The organism is Fictibacillus aquaticus, from assembly GCF_002245695.1.
GTDB classification, from domain to species: Bacteria; Bacillota; Bacilli; order Bacillales; family Fictibacillaceae; genus Fictibacillus; species Fictibacillus aquaticus.
This window is the reverse complement of sequence record NZ_NOII01000011.1, coordinates 131,454-150,386: the sequence shown is the minus strand read 5'-3', so window position 1 is coordinate 150,386 and position 18,933 is coordinate 131,454. Positions and strand designations below refer to the sequence as shown.

Below are 18,933 nucleotides of genomic sequence, written 5' to 3'. Positions count from 1 at the left end.
AATGCGGTAACGTGGAGGCAGAAGTGCAAACAGGAGAGATGAGAGATGTATTTAACGATAGAAGAAACAGCGGAATATCTTTCGCTGCCGGTGTCATATATTGAAAGCCAGGTTCAGCAGAAAAAAATCCGCGCCATACACGATGGAGTGCAGTATTTAATTAACAAAGAGCAGTTTAACGGCCACCTTGATCAAGTAGAGAAGTATAAAAAAGAAATAGAAGAATACTTAAGCGAACCCATCCCTGAGGACTGGGACGCGAAGGATGAAGACTGAAGCTGCAAGAGACCGCTTCAGTCTTTTTTTTGAATGAAGGTTCATGGGAGACGGTACCTTTTCTTATTGAAGCCACTGCAGCGCAATTTCTTCGAAAAGGTACCGTACCCCTGAGAAAACTTGCAATCATTTTGTCATATAACTCTAACGTAACTAAAATATGTTTATTATATTATATCGATATAATTAACCCATTAAGTCTCTTTTGACGGGGGGAAGGAATGAAGATGAAAAAGGCATGGATTGCTGGCACTGCGGCCATTGCTGTGGCTGGAGCAGGCATAGCTGCAGCATCATCACATACTCCTTTTAAACTGGTACAGGCTGCTGGCTTGCAAAGCAAGAACAATAGCCCTGAAGAAGACTTCCAAAAAGAGTGGGAGCAAAAGGTTCAGCTGACCAAAGAGGAAGCACAGGACATTGCCTGCAAAATGGTATCGGGTGAAGTAGAGGTCGTGACAACCGAACTGGATCATTTCGAATCTAACATTGTTTATGATATTGTCGTGTTTGATGGCAAGACATTTAAGGAAGTGACTTTAAAAGCCAACGACGGAAAAGTGGTCAATGTGGCTGAAAATAGTAATGGCGGAGATGATTCAGAGTTATCGAGCCCATAAAGAAAACTTGGCTGACGCAATGTCTTTAAGTCAGCTTTAGCTGCACTTATACTTTGCGCGCTAGTTTTCTTAAAGTGTAAAAAAGGATGACATCAAGAGAGCGGACGGCCGCCTGTTGATGTCATCCTTTTTATTTTTTAAAGATTGCTGAGAACTTCTTCAATCGCTGAATCACCGGATAAAAGATCAAATCCTCGGTTGAAAGCTTGTTTTTCATCTAGAACAGCATATACAGTGCGCGCTACATCTTCACGAGGAATCGTTCCACGTTCTAAATCGCGTCCAGCTTGTATTCGGCCGGTTCCAGGTTCGTCCACCAAACCTCCTGGTCTTACAATCGTATACGTCAATCCGCTTTGCTCCAAAATTTTATCTGCATAATGCTTGGCCGCATAATAAGGCTTTAATTGCTCGTTCCAGTTTTCTCTGTTATGAGCCTGCAGTGCACTTACCATAACAAAACGGTCAATACCTGCCTGCTGCGCCGCCTCCACCATTTTTGCGGCACCATCCAGATCGATGAGCAATGTTTTGTCATGACCTGTGCTGCCGCCGGACCCTGCAGTAAACACAATTGCGTCGCAGCCTTTTGCGGCTTGCGCAAGTTCTTCAACACTTCCCTCTAGGTCAGCTTTAACCGTTTCTGCACCCAGCTTTTCAAGATTCTGTGCCTGTTCAGGCTTTCTCACCATCGCCCTCACACTGTGCTTATCGCTTTTTCCTAAAAGCTCTGTAAGTTTCTGGCCGATCTGCCCGTTTGCACCGACTAATAATACCTTCATTTATACAACACTCCTTTACCTAAAGGATTCACAACAAGGACAGTATTTCAAACATGCTAATGGGATTCAATGAATCTGCTTGAGTGGTTAGCTATATTTTTGTTTTCATATAAGCATTTATTCAGCGACGTTGCTTCACAAGGTGTATAATTACAAACATGAATAAAGTGGCAAGGGGTTTTATTACATGAAAAACCGCACGTTTATTGTTTATTTAGTGGCGGTCGCTGCGTTTCTTGGACCGTTTTCACAGACTATATATGTTCCTATTATTCCAGAAGTAACGAATCAGCTTGCGACGACACCGTTTTTGGTGAATGTTTCAATTTCGCTGTATACCGTCTTTCTGGCATTGATGCAGATGGTATACGGACCGCTGACGGATCAAATCGGGCGCAGAAAGGTGATGCTTGCCGGAATAGCGATCTACCTTGCTGCTACGGTTGGCTGTTTTTTTGCCGAATCAATTGAAATGCTGCTCATCTTCCGTTCATTGCAGGCTGTCGGAATCGCTGCTGGATCGGTTGTGGCAGTAACCGTTATTGGGGACCTGTTTGAAGGAAAAGACCGCATCAGGCCGATGGGAACCTTTCAGATGATGGTTTCGCTCGGACCTGTTTTAGGACCAGTGGCGGGAGGGTTCTTGAGCGGGTCATTTGATTTTCACAGTGTGTTCGTAGCACTTATCTTCGTTGGCATTATCATTCTTTTAGGCAACGTATTTTACTTAAAAGAAACAAAACCAGCCGGACTGTCACCAAGCAAGTTCCACGTGAGCGATTATTGGACGATACTAACAAACAGGACAGGATTAGCCATTATCGTACTTGGCTTTGTGCAGTATTACGGGTTGTATAATTTTCTCGTATTCTTGCCGGATATCATGGACGAGCAGTACAGCCTGACTGCGGAACAAAAAGGACTGGTGTTCTTGCCGCTGTCTCTCGGAATTGTGGCAGGAAGCTTGCTTGGCGGCAGACTGAAAAATTTCGACAGCCGGAACGTGATTGTGTCTACGGTGTTTTTGAACGTTGGTGCACTGTTGCTGTTCTTGCTTTTATCGCATGTTTCATTGCCGCTTCTCGCTCTGTCGATAAGCTTGTTCGGATTGTTCCTCGGAATGTCTCTTCCTGTCCAGACGGCGCTTTTAACACAGGAGTTCCAGGAAAAACGAGCTACAGCTATCGGTGCGTATAACTTTTTCCGGTACATGGGGATGGCAGTCGGACCTATTCTTGGCAGCTTTTTAGACTATATCGGTGGCGATACATTAGTTTTCGCCTTTCTGGACGCTGTGTTCCTCGTGTTAGCACTCTCACTAGCCGGGGTACGGTACCGCACAATAAAGCATTCCAAATAAGCCTGCAGCTTCTTGCGGGCTTATTTTATTAGGAATGGGTCAACCTGTCCGCCGCATACATAATCATAGAGGTGATATGTATGAGTGAGGATTTGAAGGGATTGACCGGCGAGATCGTGACGCCCGAAGATCCTCGTTATGAGCAGGCACGTCAGGAATGGAACCGTGCAATTCAGAAGTTTCCGCTCGTTATTGTGTACTGTTTAGAAATTAAGGATGTCCAGAATGCCATCCGCTGGGCGCGCAAAAACAAGGCGGAAATACGCATTCGTTCAGGCGGCCACCATTATGAAGGCTACTCGGTCGGAAACGGAGTCCTCGTCATTGACATTAGCCGGCTGACAAGAATTGATATGCATGAGGGTCAAAGATTAGTTAAAATTCAGTCAGGTGTGAAAAACAAAGAGCTGTATGAAGCTTTGGGAAGCCGCGGTTATCCGTTTCCAGGCGGCACTTGTCCGACTGTCGGAGTATGCGGGTATGTGCTTGGCGGAGGTTGGGGAATGTCGACCCGGCTGTTCGGCCTCGGAAGCGATCAGCTGCTTGAAATAGAAATCGTCAATTATAAAGGGAAATTATTGACCTGCAGCGAAGAGAAAAACAAGGATTTGTTCTGGGCGTTAAGAGGAGCAGGCGGCGGGAATTTTGGCGTGGTGGTCAGCATGACGTTCAGACTGCCGCCAAAAGTAGATAAAGTATCGCTTGTGCAGGTTTATGCACCAGAATCATCTAAAGCACAGCAGGAATCGTTTTTGACGGTATGGCAGGAATGGCTGAAAAAGCTGGATATACGGATGACAATTAATGTGTCTATTTATAACTCGGAAGAAGAAGGACTGGGCATTTTCGGACGCGGACTTTTTTATGGAGATACGGAAACCGCCTCAAAACTGCTGCAGCCGTTCGCGGACATCGGTTTGCAGATAACGGTAAGGCACCTCACGTTCTTAGAAGCCGTTACTGCGGTTATGAACGATTATCCACCGTTTGAAAAATTTCAATCCACGGGACGGTTTGTGCACCGTGATTTTGACAATAAAGAAATCCGAAAGATTGCTGGAACGATTCAAAAACCTGCAGATGGATCGGTTTTTACAGCCGTAACGGTGTATGCTCTAGGTGGTAGAGTGAGTGAAATCAGCCGGAAAGAATCTGCCTTTTATTTCCGAGATGCGCGCTATATAATGGGTATTCAGACGGTTTGGACAGATGATGCGTTTGAGAAGGTCAATCAGGATTGGCTGTATCCAAGATTTCAGTATATCCGCTCTGTTACGAAGGGGTCATTCGTCAATTTCCCATACGATAGGTTAGGAAATTATGAAAAAGCTTATTATGGAGGCAATGCGGAAAAACTCCGGAAGATTAATCGAGAGTACGACCCGCATAATGTTTTTACGTTTCCGCAGGGAATTAAAGGGTAGATAGAGAAAACATAAAGCGGCTTAAGCCTTTTTGGGGTAAAGCCGCTTTATGTTGTTATAGAAAGACGGAGGAAACCAATTGCGATGACGGCTACAACACGAACAACAAAAAGAAAAAAGAAAAAGAAAAAGGGTAAAGGCTGGCTGATTCTCCTTCTCCTGGCTGCAGGAGCGTTTTTCGCGCTGTATCAGCTAGAATTTAAATATTGGGATAGATCAATGCCGACGGGAATGCACCCGCTTGTTGCGGAAAAAAGGGACAAGCTTGTGGAAGAGGCTTCTAAGAAAGGTATACAAATCATGATCACCGATGATTTCAGGTCGGCTGCGGAACAGGACGAACTTTACGCGAAGGGCAGGACAAAGCCAGGAAATATCGTTACACATGCTGAGGGCGGCAAGTCGTACCATAATTATGGGATGGCGCTTGATTTTGCACTGGAAAATCAAGCAGGTGAAGCGGTCTGGGACATTAAGCGTGACGGCAACAAAAACGGCGAGGCAGACTGGATGGAAGTTGTGGCAATCGGAAAAAATTTAGGATTTGAATGGGGCGGAGAGATATTCGGCGATTTCAAAGATTATCCGCATTTTCAAATGGACTTTGGTCTGAGCATCTATGAATTGCAGCTTGGCCGGCGGCCTAAATAGAGAGGACTGGCATAATTTGAGCCAGTCTTTTTTTGCTTGGTTAAGTTTCTTTACGGCAGTCACTGGACAGTGTGCCTGCATATACTGGTTGCAACTGAACTAGGCAGGTGAGAGCACATGATGTACAACTATTATGGCAATATCATGCCCCGCCAGATGCACGATCCCTCGTATTTACATTATCAAAGCGAACCAAATGCGGATACTTCTGCCTTTGACGCGGCTTATTTGGTCATGCCGCATGTAGTGCCGTATCCAGCGGCGGCTGGGCAAACGTCTGGTGCTGCTTCAGTACAAAAGGCAAAAACCCCTGTGCAGAAGAGTTGGCTGCAGAATCAAAAAAGCTGGGTGCAAAATCAATGGAATCATAATCAAGGGATGACGGTTCCAATGTCTAATTGGGTGCCGTACCCCAATTATGTTAACTATGATTCTCAATGGAGTTATGCTGCCGCATCTGGAATGGGGTATGTAAATCGGGTACCGTACCCCAATTATGTAAACTACATGAACCACTCGCGAAGTGCGGTGATCACGGCGAAGGAAGGTGACGTAACTGGGGACGGCTACAGAGATAATGTTTTCATCACAGCTGAGCAAACACCTGACAGTCCGTTTTTACAAAATATCACTTTGGTCATTCAGAACGGAAAAACATCAGAGTATCAAAGAGTGCTTTTAAAGGAAAGCAGCGGCTACAATCCAACTCTCTTTCTCGGTGATTTTACCGGCAACCGAGTCGATGACATCTTAGTTATCATCGATACAGGCGGCAGTGGTGGAACGATTTATGCTTATGTCTTCTCGGATCTAAACGGGCAGCTGATGCAGATTTTTGATGCGGAGGACTTTAATAATCAGTATAAATATCAAGTCCGTTATTTGAACTATTTTAGAGCGGAAGTGACGAGCTTTAATTTCAGACAAAAGTTCTGGATTGATCTGCAGTATAAAGGCAAAGAGTATTTAAGCGAGGTGTACAAACCGGACGGCACACTGAAACAGCCTGTGGAGGGCTGGGTTTCTCCGTTATCCGGACTGTACCCGATCGATTATGACCGGAACGGAACATTTGAGCTGCAGGCTCTGCAAAGCATTGCCGGACGCTATAATGCTGACGGAATCGGCTACATGCAGACCGTTATGAAATGGAGCGGCCGCGCTTTTACCGGTGACAGGCAAAATGCGGTTATTACTGGCGGGGATATTAGATAAAAATGAAGTAATTAAGGGAATACGGGTCTAAATTCAATTTTGCGGGTCTAGCGGGAAAATTTGCGAGTCTAATTTCTAAATTACGGGTCAAAATTCAAATTTGCGGGTCTCAGCAAAAACCAGGGGCTCAAACAGGGTCTCAAAGCACAAATCAAAAGCCGTTCCTCTCCAGGAACGGCTTTCCGCACGTTTGTACCTATTCAATTATTAAAGAAGCGGTCATTTTCCAACCACCCGGTTCTTTCTGAAAAATGTTTGCGTTCTGCATAACCGTCTGCACGCGTTTACCTGTTGCTTTTACAATGTTGTCCGCCTTCACAAGCGTGATGACTGTGACGAAGCCCTGCTCATCATACTTATCGAAGCTGTGGTCCACGAGTTCCATCTTGCTGTCGAGCTGTTCGAATGCGGTCTGCATATGAAGCTTCTCTTTTTCATAATCGAATCCGACTGCGTTCTTGCTTAACGTGTTCATGTAGCGGTCAAGCTGGCTGGCGTTATAGGCAGCGATCTGCTCCTTTAACACGGCCATCACCTCCCGCTTCACTTCTTCTGGCACAGAACCTGAAACAGCATCATCTCCAGACATAGAACTCTCGGGCACAATAACCGCTCCGCTGCCATCCTCTGACTCAGGTACTTCTTCACTTTCCGGTTCCACAGCACTTGACTCTTCAATTGCCTCCACTTTTTCTTGTGTATCAGTGTTCTCTTCCTTTTCTGCTATGTCTGCGGTGGTCTCTTTCTTTACCGCCATGTCTGCAGTCTTCTCGTCCACTGTGGCACGATTTAATGACGTGCCGCATCCGGCTAAAAATAAGGAGCTTACCAGAATAATAGAAAACGTGCGTTTCATCATGCTGCTCACTTCCTCTCCACTTCTTTTTGTTGTAAGTCGATTCCCTTTTCACTGTTTTAAAAACTTCCAAATGTTCGGGACAAAAGTCCCCTTACAATAGGCTGAAAAAGGATTGATTAATAGTAAGATAGGGTATAGTCTGCATGACAAATTTTAACTATTATCATAGGTGGAGTAATAAGTGCAGCAGTAAGGAGTGCATAATGATGGGATTTTCAGATTCGCTGAATGACATTTTCCGTTCTATATCCAGCCAATCGGCAGCTATTGATGAGAAGATCAACAGGCTGCAGCGTGCTAAATCGGAGATCAGCCAAGAGCAGAATATGAGCTTGAACGAGATTCGCAGAATTTTGGAACCTGAGCTGGATGAGCTTTGGAAAGGAAGCCGGGCTAATAGCTTTGAGGATTTGCGTGAGGATGCATACCGTACAATTTCAGAGATCGTTCATGATGATTATGATGATTATAAACAGAAAATCGATTTTAAAATCGGCTTGTTAAAGGCGGAGCGCGGTGCATTGGATATCGCGAGCGGTCTGGCGCATGAGGCCGGACAGCTGCTCGATAAGGGTGAAGAGGCATTTGATGAGCTCAGCAGCAAGCTGGATGATTTAAGAAAGCGGGTGTTTTGATGCAGACGATTAAGCTTCATTTTGATGACGTCACACAGCAGCTGTCTGAAACGCAGCGTGCCCTGGACGCTGTCAATCTGCCGGCACCGTCAGAAGGATCGCTCGGGCGGAACGAGCTTGAATTTACGAAACAATGGATAGAGCGTGAGAGTAATCTTCATAAAATGGTCCTTGAATACATAAGTGTGGTCAGCAAGAACATCGAGGACACGAAGGCCAATGTTGAAATACTGAAAAAGCAGGATCAAGCCATTTTCAGAAATAAGTAAAGAGAGGGCACTCGTGACATATGGCAAACAAAGTATATGAAGCTTCCACATTGCAGTCGGCAGCAGAAGAGCGAGCACTGCATTACAAATCGCTGAAAGAGCAGTTTGAACGGCTGAAAAAAGAGTTTAGCAGCATTGTCGGAGATTCAGGTTTTCAAGGCCACGGAGCTGAGGCTATTAAAGGTTTTTACAAAGCCCAGATGGAAGTCGTTGATGCCTGGGTCCAGCTTATTGACATGAACACTGCGTTTCTAAAAGGAATACCGGGGGATGCGGAGGATGCAAACCTTGCAGGCAGTACGGTCGTCCAAGTTCCGTTCTTGAAAGAAAACGTAGCGCGTTCCATCAGAATGTCGCAGGATATGGTCGATGAGCAGCAGGACGCACTTCAGCGCATTTTTAATGATGTCGGCGACCTTGTTTCATTAAACGTATTTTCGAAAGGTCCGTTTGAGGACTTAATGCATAAAGCGGAGAAAAAACGTGATGAAACGGTAGAAAAGGTGAATGAGCTCGACCAGAAGCTGACGCAGGAATATATGATGTCCCAAAACCAGGAGAGCTTGATCTATGCTTTATTTGCTCAGCTGATGGAGGCGACGCGGCAGGGAGAGAATATTTCTCCTATCCATTTCAATTCTGAGGCGTATTATGCCGGGGAAGTGCACAAGGCGAAATCCGAGGTCGAACAAATGACTTCGGAGTATTTGACGTTTAAAGAGGATCAGATTCAGGCGCGTATTGCGGCAAAAGAGATAGAAGAAATGGAGAACCGCCCATGGTATGAGAAAACATGGGATACAGTGTGCACGTTCACGGGTGAAGTAACGGGCTATTATGACTCTAAGCGTGCTATTGAAGGCGTTGATCCGGTCACAGGCCGCAAGCTGTCCGATGCAGAAAGAATTGCAGCCGGCGCGATGGCTGCGGCTGGCTTCATTCCGGTAGTTGGCTGGGCGGGACGCGCTGTAAAAGGCGGAAGCGCCATCTACAAAACGGCACGCGGTGTAGATGCCGCTGCCGATGCGATGAGAGTGATGAAAACACCAAAGGGACTCACTGCTCTGCAAAAAACGGAATACGGCATTTACGGACTCGTTTCCGCCAACGGGTTCAGCGAATACTTTACTGGCAAGGATATGTTTGGCAACGAGCTTACACAGGAACAGCGCAACCAAAGTATGTTCAACGCCTTCGCGATCCTCGGTGTAAGCGGAGCAGGCTATGCCATCGATAAGATGAACGTGTCCAAAATGATCCAAAACAAATTCCCATACAGCACGCAATACGCCAAAATGAAAGCTGCGAAGGCGCAGGAAGTGTTTAAAGCTATTGGGAAGAATGTCGGGAATGTACGGGTTCCGGTTGGATTTAAAGTAGAATCCATGGCTGCCGCAACGGGTCAGACATTGAAGACCATTACGGTGGATACGAAGACTGCTAAAGAACTTATGCAGCAGGCTTCGATGGCGAAGGGTGCTGGAAGTAAAGTTATTAAAGGAAAATATGCTGCTGAGAATCTTGAGGATTTAAGAGGATATGACTCTATAATTGATGAAGTGTTAGCAAATTATAATATTAGTAGAAATGAGTTTAATGCATTAAAATTGAAAGATTATAGTGAGTTATTAGATGAAGACGTTGAATTATTAGAAGCTATTCGTAAAAGTGTATCACCCATAACAAAAGATACTTTACTTCAAAAAACAATTCCTTTTAAGGATATAGAAAATTATATAAATGGAAGATACGGCACAATTGGAGGATATATAGCTAAAGCTGAAGATGTGCATCATATCAAATCTTATAAAGAATTTGTTGAAAGCCTGAGGTTAGATTATATAGATGGCAGCGGTAGCAGACCTTTTCCGGAAGAAGGAGGATCTTACGGTATTATTAAATTTAAAACACAATTTGTTCATAATGTCGAAATCCCTTTTGGAGAAAAGTTTAATGGAGGTCATAATAAGGATGGCCCACCTTGTACTCGTAATGGATTTACTGGATCAAGAAATGGAACAGTAGTACCTGAATATAAATTTGATAATTACTATATGCCTAAACACGGTGCCGAACTATTTCAGGTTATAGATGGAAAAGAGATACTAATAGGTGTTTATGATGGTATGAAAGAAAGGTTTGTTCCTGTAAATTAACTGTCTTTTGGAGGTATATATGATTAGAAAAGGGACCTACGCAAAATATAATGGTAAAGAGTATAGGTTTGTAGATCTAGATGATGGAACTGTCAATTTGGTTAGTCATAATTCTGAAGAAAATGGCTTTATTCATTATGATAACGATATTTATATTAAGCATGTGAATGTCGATACGTTGGAAGAAACTTACATCATAAATCCTTATGCGAAGTATAAAGGTGAAATATTTGGTGTATCAAATGCAGAGGATGGAAAAGTACTTCTTGCTACTTCAGATGCTGAACTAGGTGAGTCATTTCAATTTAATTTGGTAGATAAATATTTTTACTCCAAGAAAGTTGATTTAATTGAAGTTGAAATTATTGAGGACATTTTGCCTTATTCAATAGATTAAAAAGAGGAGTTTAAACGCAATAGATTATTAAATGACAATAACTAAATATTTAAAGAAGCAACTATTTATTTGATTGCTTTTTGAATTAATTGGATAGGAACTTTAAGATGACTACATCAGAAGCAGAAAAAATAATAGAAAATGAAGGATTGGAAAATTACAACTGGTATGATGAACGAGAAGTTAGACCAGATGAAATCGGAATTGAAAAATTTGATGGTCAGTGGATTGTATATACTGCGGATGAAAGAGCGGTTGTTAAATCAGAACTCTCATACCCAACGGAGGCTCTAGAAGATTTTATTGAACGACTTAGAGCTGATAAAATTCTTAGAGAACTATAAACAATTGGGCTTCGCAATCTATAGAGAAAATTACTAAATTAGCATTAAGCTAAACCCCCATTGTTTCTTCAAGTGATTAAGGAGATGTAAAAATTAGAATGCAAAGTAACTAATGATAACCAGATTAAAATTTATTAGTAAAAATCGTAATCTTTTTTGTCTTTTGTTTTAGAATCGACTTTGTATATACGGATAAAAACTTCATATCATTCTTAGGCTGATTCATTTAAACTATCAGCCTGCTTTAGGGGATCAAATATTATGGTGAAAAAGGGAAAGTTCACAATACTCGGGAACAAAGAATATCGAATAGGAAAAGAGGGTGAAGATTGGGTTAATCTAGTGAGCAAAGATGGAGAGGATGCAATGAATGGTTTTCAACCCCATCCTTTAGATTCAACAGTTCTAATTAAAAAAGTATTGAAATCAGAATTAAATCTGAACTATCAAATTAATACCTATGCAATTTATAAGGGACACAGATTAGAAATTGGAAGTGAAAAAGAAGATAAAATTCTAGTTGGTACTGGCGACTCACGATTGGCGGACGAATTAAAGTTAGACAGAACAGATAAGTATTTTTATGAAAAATGGATTGATAAAAGTGAAGTTCAGCTAGTGGAAGAAAAAAAGCCTATATCAATATAAAAAACTAGTATTGATAAAATAAACATCCCCTCTTCAAGTTAAGAGGGGCTGTTCATCTTTTTATAACCTTCCCGCAGCCGTAGCTAAAACAAAGAAAACACCCAAGTACCCAATAAAAGCGAGCAGCGCGATCCCGACGCCTCCCCAGCTTGTACCGCCGGCCTTTTTAAGTGCCATATGCTGCTGTTCTTTGTTGGAGTACGTGGCATTAATTTCAGAAATTTTCTTCTCAGCGTGCTTTTTATAAAGAGAATTCGCCATAATGCCAATTACGGCAGCTCCGCCGAATGCAATGCCTCGGTTTACTGCCAAGTTTCCAATGTCCAGCAGAAGAGTAACGATATCCAGAGCAACTACAATGGATAAAATGATGGCGATATGCTTGTACATTTTGCGGTAGCCGAACCAGAAAATACTGAGGAAGTATGCAGCCCAGTTCCATGTAAGCTTTCTTTTGTCCGCTTCTTTATCCCACTTCTTGAAGTAATATTTTTTTTTCTTTTCTCCGACAAATAGAGCTAATTGCTCACCGTGTTCATATGGAACAGAGTCTGCATGCAGTGTTCCTCCCATTACACCGCTCTTATAATTTGCCTGAAAATGTGCATTCCCGCACTGCTGGCACACTAGTGCCGCCTCGGTTGATCTTTCAACACCGCATGAAGTGCATACCATCATAAGTCCTCCTCAAAAAGTAATAATTTTATATCTTCAAGACCATTCCACTTTTTACCGGTTAAAAAACCTAATAATGGAATATTATTAGGTACAATTATCTGTATGAAATAATCGGCAGTATTTGTTGCTAAATATTTATGAAGCGTGTATTATATACTTACATAAAGTAATCAACTTATAAAAGTTATATAAGGAGAGGTAATATGAGCTTTCATAAAAAACCAGCCACATACGTGAGTCATGTTCATTTACTTGTGCAGGATTTAATAAAATCCTTATCGTTTTATCAGGACATTTTAGGGTTTAAAACATTAGAACGCTCAGAGAATCAGGTGTTATTAACGTTAGACGGCAAAAATCCGTTATTAACAATCGAACAGCCTGAAGGCGTACTGCCGAGACAGCAGCGAACAACAGGGCTTTATCATTTTGCTTTGCTTGTTCCAAATCGTAAGGAACTAGCGAAGGTGCTGCAGCATTTTATTGATATAAGATATCCGTTGCAGGGAGCGTCCGATCACAAGGTGAGTGAAGCACTGTACTTAGCTGATCCAGACGGAAACGGCATCGAGATTTATCGTGACAGGAAGGATACTGAATGGCAATGGAATAGCGATCAAATCGTGATGGCGACAGAAGCGATTGATGTGCCTGATTTGCTGTCAGAGGCGGTTGGTGAGGAGTTTACTGGCTTGCACTCTGAAACAATCATGGGCCATATCCATCTTCATGTTGCGGATATATCAAGATCGCAGGAATTTTACGGGGCGCTTGGCTTTGAAGCGGTCAGCCGATACGGCAGCCAAGCTTTATTTGTTTCAACAGCCCGCTACCATCACCATATCGGATTGAACACATGGAACGGAGCGGGTGCACCGGCACCTAAGCCGAACAGTGTCGGGATGAAGTATTATACGATAGTTTTTGCAGATGCGAAGGCAAGAAGTGAGGCACTGAATAGGGTTGAAGAAATGGGCTTTAAATCAGAAGGCTATAACGTAACAGATCCTTCTGGCAACGTGATTAAGCTAGAAGTAAGACAAAATGGCTGAAAATCAGCTTATCGATTGTTAAATAACGGAAATTAGCCCGCGGAAGGGTAATTCGCGCCCGCGGATTGCTGTTTGGCGGCCGCAATTGTGTAGATTGCGCCCGCGCTTTTCTCTTCTGCACCCGCAAATGTGAAGAACACGCCCGCGCCAGTAAAAAATCATCCCAGCCGCCCTCTCAAAGCGAGCTTCACAACAAAAAAAGAGGCTTTCTGACAACATACATCGTCAGCAAAGCCTCTTTTCTAACTTTATTTCAACTTAAATGAGCTCTTCAACGAAACGATTTCGTTAAAAACAATTTTCTCGTCTGTCGGATGCTTCGGATCCACGTTAAAGTAGCCGTGGCGGAAGAACTGGAATTTGTCCTGTGCCTTCGCATCCTTCATGTTTGGCTCAATGTACCCTTGCTTCACGATCAAGGAATCCTGGTTCACATAATCAAGGAACGTCTTGCCTTCTGATTCCTCATCGCTCGCCATGTCTGCGTCCTTGATGAGCGGCTCGTAAAGGCGGAACTCGGCAGGAACAGCTTGAGTTGCTTCCACCCAGTGAAGCGTACCTTTAACTTTGCGGCCAGTGAAGCCAGTTCCTGATTTTGTTTCAGGATCATATGTGCAGTGAAGCTCTACTACGTTTCCGTCAGCGTCTTTTATGACATCTTCACACTTAATGAAATACGCGTGCTTCAAGCGGACTTCGTTGCCAGGGAAGAGGCGGAAGTATTTGTTTGGCGGATTTTCCATGAAGTCATCGCGCTCTACATAAATTTCACGTGAGAACGGAATCTTTCTCATACCCATCTCTGGATTTTCCGGGTTAATCTCGGCATCAAGCATTTCGACTTCGCCTTCTGGATAGTTCGTGATAACAACTTTCAAAGGATCTAGGATACCCATCGTACGCGGTGCCTTCATTTTTAAATCTTCGCGAACAAAGTGCTCGAGCATCGCTGTATCAACAGCACTTGCACCGCCCTTAGAAACACCCGTTTCTTTTACAAAAGCAACGATCGCTTCTGGCGTGTAGCCTTTGCGGCGCAGTCCAGAAATGGTCGGCATGCGCGGGTCATCCCAGCCATCTACATATCCTTCGTCAACGAGCTGCTTCAGCTTTCGCTTGCTCATCACAGTATTGATGAGGCCGAGGCGGCCGAATTCGATTTGGCGCGGCGTGTTTTCCATTTCGCATTCCGCGACAACCCAGTCGTACAGCGGACGCTGGTCTTCAAACTCCGTTGTACAAAGCGAGTGAGTCACTCCTTCGATCGCATCCTCGAGCGGGTGAGCAAACGCGTACATCGGATAGATGCACCACGTATCGCCAGTGTTATGGTGTGTGGTATGAGAAACACGATAAATAACCGGATCGCGCAGGTTGATATTTGGTGAACTCATATCGATTTTTGCACGAAGCACCTTTTGCCCATTTTCGAACTCGCCTTTTCTCATGCGGTCAAAAAGGTCCAGGTTTTCTTCGATCGAGCGATTGCGGTACGGGCTCTCTTTCCCAGGCTCTGTCAGCGTTCCGCGGTACTCGCGGATCTCATCTGCAGTGAGGTCGTCCACGTATGCTTTTCCTTTTTTAATAAGAAGGACAGCGCGCTCGTACATTTCTTCAAAATAATCAGAAGCAAAGCGAAGATTTTCCCACTCAAATCCAAGCCATTCCACATCTTTTTTAATCGCGTCCACATACTCCTGATCTTCCTTCAGAGGGTTCGTGTCATCAAATCGCAAGTTTGTTTCGCCGCCAAAATCATCGGCAAGGCCAAAGTTGATGATGATTGATTTCGCGTGCCCGATATGCAGGTATCCGTTCGGCTCAGGAGGGAAGCGTGTGATGACCTTCGCATGCTTTCCGTTCTCGAGATCTTCTTTTATAATACTTCGAATAAAATTAGAAGCGTTATTTTCCAAAATGTATCAGCCTTTCTGTTTCTAAAAAGTGAATGCTAAGGGTAATTATAACAAATAAATCTATCTGTCAGTGTATCCATCTATTCTATGAAAGATAAGAAGTTTTTTAAAGTATAAATAGTAAATTAGACGTAATGTTTTTTATCTATATTTGGAAAATTTGTTATAATTTCATTAACTAACATTTTTTAAGGTAGTGATTTTCATGATAAAAGATTTGATCTTTCATTCCACGCTTATTCTTTCTTATTTGTTTATTGTTGGCTTTGTTATTAGCTGGGAGCAGAAAAGCTTTTATACTCCGCTTTTTCATAATGTATTTCTCGGTATAGCCACAGGACTAATGGGAATTGTACTCATGTACTTTTCAGTGAGAATTTCATCAGATATCTTTATAGACATGAGGCATTTATTCATGATTATCGCTGCATTGTTTGGAGGTCCAATAGCAGCCATTCTTAGTGGAGCTATAATCGGCACGGGGCGAACGCTGATGCATGGATTAAGTGAATCGTCTGTGAGTCTAGGAATATTGATGGCTGGAATCGGGTGCATGGCAGCTGTCATTTCTCGAACAAAATGGGGTGTTTATACAAAAGGGTTTATCATGAACCTCATCTCACTGGCTGTAATATTTGCTGCATTTACATACCTATTAGATTTCCCAGCTGCTATAGAAAATTTTGCTTATTTATCGCTCTTCTCAATACCGCTCGGATTCCTTGCTGTTTCATTGAATCTGTATCTATATCGAAGCAATGAGATGATAAGAAAGATGAAGCAGGAAGTCCGGCTCGATTATCTGACCGGATTAAACAACGTCAGGACATTTGATGAAGAATTGAACCATTATAAAAATGAACGCGGAATCAGGGGCGAATTGCTTTCCATATTGTTTATGGATATCGATTTCTTCAAAAAAGTAAATGATACACACGGTCATGATGCCGGTGACGAAGTACTGAAGCAGCTCGCTCAAGTGCTCAAGGACAATTCCAGGTCGTTTGATATCGTATCGCGAAATGGAGGAGAAGAGTTTTCAGTACTGCTGCCGGATTGCCAGAATGCAAGAGCTATAGAGATCGCAGAAAGGATCCGTCAAGCAGTAGAGTCACATCCTTTTACCCTTCCATCAGGCAAGCTGCTGCATATTACCATATCGATTGGTGTGGCAAGTTTTCCTGAAACGGTAGGTCTAGTGGACGAGCTTGTGAAGCAGGCAGACGATGCCTTGTACAGCGCGAAAAAGAGCGGCCGTAATAAAGTCGTATCAGGTCCTTTGAAAACTTCTAGCGCGAAAATTAATACGTAGTCATGTATTGAGGCTCGCAGCATACGTTTATTATGATACCGATAGACAGTGACAGGGGGTTTAGCGCATGCCGTATTTTACGTTAAGTGATCAAACGAAGCTGCATTATACAGAAGCGGGGTCCGGTACACCTGTGATTTTTTTGCATGGTGTATGGATGAGCAGCCGTTTTTTTGAAAAGCAGCTGCCATATTTCAAGGAGCATTACCAAACCATCCTGCTGGACTTCCGCGGCCACGGACAGTCTGATTATCCGCCTCATGGACACACGATCGAGACGTATGCTCGCGATCTTCACGAGTTTATCAATGGAAAAAAGTTAAAAAATGTCGTGTTGGCAGGCTGGTCGATGGGAGCTTTCGTTGTCTGGGAATATTTAAAGCAGTTTGGCGATGCAAACATAAAGGCAAACGTGATCGTGGATGAGATGGCTTCTGATTTTAAGTGGCCGGATTTTCCGATTGGAGCCTTTGATTTTCCGACACTCATTCACTTTATGCGCGGTGTGCAGCATGATCGTCGTGCAACGCTAGAAGGCTTTGTGCCGCTCATGTTTAAGGAAGATCTCACGGAAAAAGATAAAGACTGGATCATGGACGAAGTGACAAGAATGCCAGAATCCATCGCCAGTGCCATTTTGTTCGATCAGTCGGTGGTCGATTACCGCGCCGATTTTCCTGATATGAAAAATCCGAGTCTGCTCTGCTTCGGCCGTGATGAGAAGCTGATTCCTGTTGCAGCAGGAGAACATATTCGCGATCTGCTGCCAAATGCTAAGCTTGAAATCTTTGAAAACAGCTGCCATTGTCCGTTTCTTGAGGAAACGGACCGATTTAATACGGTAGTTCACGAATTTATTCAATCAGTCTGAAATCATTATGCTTAGACAAAGCCATTTTTTACGAGGCTTTGTCTTTTTAATTTCGCCGCCGCATACATTAAAAGGATGATGACTCTTTTCTATGAAAGGGGCAGGACTATGTATAATCAGCAGCAACAGCAGCCCTATTTGTATCAGGGCTTGAGTCAGCCAATTGTACAAAGAAATACAAACACTCTTTTAGTAACAGGAGAGGGTACTCTTACAGTGGTTCCAGATCAAGCTATCGTTACACTCGGGGTAATTACGGAGAATATTCAATTAAGCACTGCTCAAAAAGAAAATAACGATAAGACTTCTGCAGTCATTCAGTCACTTCTAGCTATGGGAGTTAAAAATGAAGATATTCAAACGACATCTTATCGAATAGAGCCGCAGTATAATTATGAAGATGGAAAGCAGATTTTTAGAGGCTATCAAGTCAGCCACCAGCTTAAAGTGACGATCCGTGATATTGCAAAAACCGGTCAAATCATCGATCGTGCTGTTGCCAGCGGGGCAAATTCAGTCACTTCCATTGAGTTTTCAATTTCGTCGATCAATGCCTATTATAATCAAGCGTTAGCACTGGCTATTCAAAATGCTCAGCTTAAAGCTTTAACTATAGCAAAAGAGCTTAAGGTAACATTAAACCCTATTCCTTTTCATATAAAAGAACAATCCAAAGCTGTTCCGCCGCAGCCGATTCCTTTTCAAGCTGCTGAGATGGCGCAAAAGGCTGCCGTTCCTGTTCAGCCGGGGGAAACTAAGATTACAGCAGCGGCCGATGTATCATTTATATATTATTAAACAGGTCATCCATCCATTTTTCAGAGAATGAGGTATATCCCCATACAACCTAACTCCTTTAAACATACAATTAAGTATAGTGTATTGAATTTATTAAGGAGTGTTATTTTAATGCCAAAGAACAATAAGCAAGAATCTTCACAGCAGAAAGAGAGCTCGCAAAAGCAGAACAAAAAAGGAAAGCAAGAAAGCTCTCAAAAGCAAGGCAAAATGTGCAAAAAAAGAAAGAAGCAAGAAAGCTCTTCATCTTGGATTTAATAGAGCAGGCTGGCCATTAGTGGTCAGCTTTTTTTTCTTAAAATTGACAGCTTCAAATAGAACACTTTATATTTAACCATATGGTAAAGTGTCGCAAAAACAATTTGAATGATGTATTTTCGGTTCTTTCGGATCCGACGAGAAGAAGTATTATCGAGCAGCTGTCAAAAGGGGAAAGGAGTGTTCAGGAACTGGCGCAGCCTTTTGATATGTCTCTTCCGGCCATCTCCAAGCATTTAAAGGTATTAGAGAAGGCTGGTTTGGTATCGCAGCGGAAAGAGGGGCGCTACCGTTACTACTTTATAAAGCCGGATTCCATGGACAGTGCGTGTGAGTGGATGGAAGGATTGAAACAAGTGTGGACTAAGCTGGAAGGAATGTTTTCTGGCGGCAAAAACAAAAGCCAATGACA

The 18,933-nt window shown here is 43.1% G+C and carries 22 protein-coding genes; 18 read left to right on the top strand and 4 right to left on the bottom strand.

Translation table 11 applies throughout. The features are described 5' to 3' along the window. The first annotated feature begins 45 nt into the window (after positions 1-45). The gene (locus CGZ90_RS16320) at positions 46-276 is read left to right on the top strand and encodes an excisionase family DNA-binding protein (RefSeq protein WP_094253589.1); all 231 of its coding nucleotides are present in this window, start codon (positions 46-48) and stop codon (positions 274-276) included. A gap of 221 nt (positions 277-497) precedes the next feature. Continuing rightward, on the top strand, positions 498-896 hold the full coding sequence (locus tag CGZ90_RS16315; protein ID WP_094253588.1) for a hypothetical protein: 399 nt from the start codon (positions 498-500) through the stop codon (positions 894-896). 137 nt (positions 897-1,033) lie between these two features. On the opposite strand, the gene CGZ90_RS16310 is transcribed toward CGZ90_RS16315, so the two are convergent. Beyond that, the gene (locus CGZ90_RS16310) at positions 1,034-1,678 is read right to left on the bottom strand and encodes an SDR family oxidoreductase (RefSeq protein ID WP_094253587.1); all 645 of its coding nucleotides are present in this window, start codon (positions 1,676-1,678) and stop codon (positions 1,034-1,036) included. Positions 1,679-1,865: 187 nt separating this feature from the next. Here CGZ90_RS16310 and CGZ90_RS16305 point away from each other — a divergent pair, with 187 nt between their 5' ends. From CGZ90_RS16305 to CGZ90_RS21105, 4 genes are all read left to right on the top strand, one after another. Further along, positions 1,866-3,038 carry an MFS transporter gene (locus CGZ90_RS16305; RefSeq protein ID WP_094253586.1) on the top strand — a complete coding sequence of 391 codons (1,173 nt, stop codon included), beginning with the start codon at positions 1,866-1,868 and terminating at the stop codon, positions 3,036-3,038. Positions 3,039-3,118: 80 nt separating this feature from the next. Further along, positions 3,119-4,462: an FAD-binding oxidoreductase gene (locus tag CGZ90_RS16300; protein WP_094253585.1), complete on the top strand. Its 1,344-nt coding sequence runs from the start codon at positions 3,119-3,121 to the stop codon at positions 4,460-4,462. A gap of 84 nt (positions 4,463-4,546) precedes the next feature. Beyond that, positions 4,547-5,113 (top strand): M15 family metallopeptidase, encoded by a 567-nt coding sequence (locus tag CGZ90_RS16295; RefSeq protein ID WP_094253584.1) that lies wholly within the window; start codon positions 4,547-4,549, stop codon positions 5,111-5,113. Positions 5,114-5,230: 117 nt separating this feature from the next. Further along, positions 5,231-6,328, top strand: a complete 1,098-nt coding sequence (locus CGZ90_RS21105) for a hypothetical protein (protein WP_240515458.1) — start codon at positions 5,231-5,233, stop codon at positions 6,326-6,328. Positions 6,329-6,524: 196 nt separating this feature from the next. Here the strand turns inward: CGZ90_RS21105 and CGZ90_RS16285 are convergent, their stop codons facing one another. Then, on the bottom strand, positions 6,525-7,187 hold the full coding sequence (locus CGZ90_RS16285; RefSeq protein ID WP_094253583.1) for a Cif family virulence factor: 663 nt from the start codon (positions 7,185-7,187) through the stop codon (positions 6,525-6,527). Between the two features lie 203 nt (positions 7,188-7,390). On the opposite strand from CGZ90_RS16285, the gene CGZ90_RS16280 reads away from it, so the two are divergent. From CGZ90_RS16280 to CGZ90_RS16255, 6 genes are all read left to right on the top strand, one after another. Beyond that, the gene (locus CGZ90_RS16280) at positions 7,391-7,822 is read left to right on the top strand and encodes a YwqH-like family protein (RefSeq protein ID WP_240515457.1); all 432 of its coding nucleotides are present in this window, start codon (positions 7,391-7,393) and stop codon (positions 7,820-7,822) included. Continuing rightward, the gene (locus CGZ90_RS16275; protein WP_240515456.1) at positions 7,822-8,091 is read left to right on the top strand and encodes a YwqI/YxiC family protein; all 270 of its coding nucleotides are present in this window, start codon (positions 7,822-7,824) and stop codon (positions 8,089-8,091) included. Before CGZ90_RS16280 ends, CGZ90_RS16275 begins: the two co-directional genes overlap by 1 nt. Before the next feature lie 20 nt (positions 8,092-8,111). After that, positions 8,112-10,247, top strand: coding sequence for a ribonuclease YeeF family protein (locus CGZ90_RS16270; RefSeq protein ID WP_094253580.1), 2,136 nt, complete (start codon positions 8,112-8,114; stop codon positions 10,245-10,247). Between the two features lie 19 nt (positions 10,248-10,266). Continuing rightward, positions 10,267-10,644: a hypothetical protein gene (locus tag CGZ90_RS16265; protein WP_094253579.1), complete on the top strand. Its 378-nt coding sequence runs from the start codon at positions 10,267-10,269 to the stop codon at positions 10,642-10,644. 107 nt (positions 10,645-10,751) lie between these two features. Beyond that, positions 10,752-10,988 carry a hypothetical protein gene (locus tag CGZ90_RS16260; protein ID WP_094253578.1) on the top strand — a complete coding sequence of 79 codons (237 nt, stop codon included), beginning with the start codon at positions 10,752-10,754 and terminating at the stop codon, positions 10,986-10,988. A gap of 261 nt (positions 10,989-11,249) precedes the next feature. Beyond that, the gene (locus CGZ90_RS16255) at positions 11,250-11,636 is read left to right on the top strand and encodes a hypothetical protein (RefSeq protein ID WP_094253577.1); all 387 of its coding nucleotides are present in this window, start codon (positions 11,250-11,252) and stop codon (positions 11,634-11,636) included. 60 nt (positions 11,637-11,696) lie between these two features. Here the strand turns inward: CGZ90_RS16255 and CGZ90_RS16250 are convergent, their stop codons facing one another. Then, on the bottom strand, positions 11,697-12,314 hold the full coding sequence (locus tag CGZ90_RS16250) for a DUF2628 domain-containing protein (RefSeq protein WP_094253576.1): 618 nt from the start codon (positions 12,312-12,314) through the stop codon (positions 11,697-11,699). A gap of 203 nt (positions 12,315-12,517) precedes the next feature. On the opposite strand from CGZ90_RS16250, the gene CGZ90_RS16245 reads away from it, so the two are divergent. After that, positions 12,518-13,366, top strand: coding sequence for a VOC family protein (locus tag CGZ90_RS16245; RefSeq protein WP_094253575.1), 849 nt, complete (start codon positions 12,518-12,520; stop codon positions 13,364-13,366). Between the two features lie 248 nt (positions 13,367-13,614). Here the strand turns inward: CGZ90_RS16245 and CGZ90_RS16240 are convergent, their stop codons facing one another. Continuing rightward, positions 13,615-15,282: a glutamine--tRNA ligase/YqeY domain fusion protein gene (locus tag CGZ90_RS16240; protein WP_094253574.1), complete on the bottom strand. Its 1,668-nt coding sequence runs from the start codon at positions 15,280-15,282 to the stop codon at positions 13,615-13,617. A gap of 205 nt (positions 15,283-15,487) precedes the next feature. On the opposite strand from CGZ90_RS16240, the gene CGZ90_RS16235 reads away from it, so the two are divergent. The 5 genes from CGZ90_RS16235 to CGZ90_RS16220 all read left to right on the top strand — a co-directional run bounded on the left by CGZ90_RS16235 (position 15,488) and on the right by CGZ90_RS16220 (position 18,931). Next, a complete protein-coding gene (locus CGZ90_RS16235) occupies positions 15,488-16,594 on the top strand; it encodes a diguanylate cyclase (protein ID WP_094253573.1) in 1,107 nt (368 codons plus the stop codon). Between the two features lie 67 nt (positions 16,595-16,661). Next, complete coding sequence (locus tag CGZ90_RS16230) at positions 16,662-17,465, top strand: alpha/beta fold hydrolase (RefSeq protein ID WP_094253572.1); 804 nt, start codon at positions 16,662-16,664, stop codon at positions 17,463-17,465. Positions 17,466-17,573: 108 nt separating this feature from the next. Further along, positions 17,574-18,263, top strand: coding sequence for an SIMPL domain-containing protein (locus tag CGZ90_RS16225; protein WP_165766891.1), 690 nt, complete (start codon positions 17,574-17,576; stop codon positions 18,261-18,263). A gap of 111 nt (positions 18,264-18,374) precedes the next feature. Then, a complete protein-coding gene (locus CGZ90_RS20830) occupies positions 18,375-18,521 on the top strand; it encodes a hypothetical protein (RefSeq protein ID WP_165766890.1) in 147 nt (48 codons plus the stop codon). 104 nt (positions 18,522-18,625) lie between these two features. Then, positions 18,626-18,931, top strand: coding sequence for an ArsR/SmtB family transcription factor (locus tag CGZ90_RS16220; RefSeq protein ID WP_240515455.1), 306 nt, complete (start codon positions 18,626-18,628; stop codon positions 18,929-18,931). The last annotated feature ends 2 nt before the right edge of the window (positions 18,932-18,933 follow it).

Bases quoted from the DNA above. Each gene is read 5' to 3' on its own strand.
- CGZ90_RS16320 (WP_094253589.1), top strand. From the start codon at position 46: ATGTATTTAACGATAGAAGAAACAGCGGAATATCTTTCGCTGCCGGTG.
- CGZ90_RS16315 (WP_094253588.1), top strand. From the start codon at position 498: ATGAAGATGAAAAAGGCATGGATTGCTGGCACTGCGGCCATTGCTGTG.
- CGZ90_RS16310 (WP_094253587.1), bottom strand. From the start codon at position 1,678: ATGAAGGTATTATTAGTCGGTGCAAACGGGCAGATCGGCCAGAAACTT.
- CGZ90_RS16305 (WP_094253586.1), top strand. From the start codon at position 1,866: ATGAAAAACCGCACGTTTATTGTTTATTTAGTGGCGGTCGCTGCGTTT.
- CGZ90_RS16300 (WP_094253585.1), top strand. From the start codon at position 3,119: ATGAGTGAGGATTTGAAGGGATTGACCGGCGAGATCGTGACGCCCGAA.
- CGZ90_RS16295 (WP_094253584.1), top strand. From the start codon at position 4,547: ATGACGGCTACAACACGAACAACAAAAAGAAAAAAGAAAAAGAAAAAG.
- CGZ90_RS21105 (WP_240515458.1), top strand. From the start codon at position 5,231: ATGATGTACAACTATTATGGCAATATCATGCCCCGCCAGATGCACGAT.
- CGZ90_RS16285 (WP_094253583.1), bottom strand. From the start codon at position 7,187: ATGATGAAACGCACGTTTTCTATTATTCTGGTAAGCTCCTTATTTTTA.
- CGZ90_RS16280 (WP_240515457.1), top strand. From the start codon at position 7,391: ATGATGGGATTTTCAGATTCGCTGAATGACATTTTCCGTTCTATATCC.
- CGZ90_RS16275 (WP_240515456.1), top strand. From the start codon at position 7,822: ATGCAGACGATTAAGCTTCATTTTGATGACGTCACACAGCAGCTGTCT.
- CGZ90_RS16270 (WP_094253580.1), top strand. From the start codon at position 8,112: ATGGCAAACAAAGTATATGAAGCTTCCACATTGCAGTCGGCAGCAGAA.
- CGZ90_RS16265 (WP_094253579.1), top strand. From the start codon at position 10,267: ATGATTAGAAAAGGGACCTACGCAAAATATAATGGTAAAGAGTATAGG.
- CGZ90_RS16260 (WP_094253578.1), top strand. From the start codon at position 10,752: ATGACTACATCAGAAGCAGAAAAAATAATAGAAAATGAAGGATTGGAA.
- CGZ90_RS16255 (WP_094253577.1), top strand. From the start codon at position 11,250: ATGGTGAAAAAGGGAAAGTTCACAATACTCGGGAACAAAGAATATCGA.
- CGZ90_RS16250 (WP_094253576.1), bottom strand. From the start codon at position 12,314: ATGATGGTATGCACTTCATGCGGTGTTGAAAGATCAACCGAGGCGGCA.
- CGZ90_RS16245 (WP_094253575.1), top strand. From the start codon at position 12,518: ATGAGCTTTCATAAAAAACCAGCCACATACGTGAGTCATGTTCATTTA.
- CGZ90_RS16235 (WP_094253573.1), top strand. From the start codon at position 15,488: ATGATAAAAGATTTGATCTTTCATTCCACGCTTATTCTTTCTTATTTG.
- CGZ90_RS16230 (WP_094253572.1), top strand. From the start codon at position 16,662: ATGCCGTATTTTACGTTAAGTGATCAAACGAAGCTGCATTATACAGAA.
- CGZ90_RS16225 (WP_165766891.1), top strand. From the start codon at position 17,574: ATGTATAATCAGCAGCAACAGCAGCCCTATTTGTATCAGGGCTTGAGT.
- CGZ90_RS20830 (WP_165766890.1), top strand. From the start codon at position 18,375: ATGCCAAAGAACAATAAGCAAGAATCTTCACAGCAGAAAGAGAGCTCG.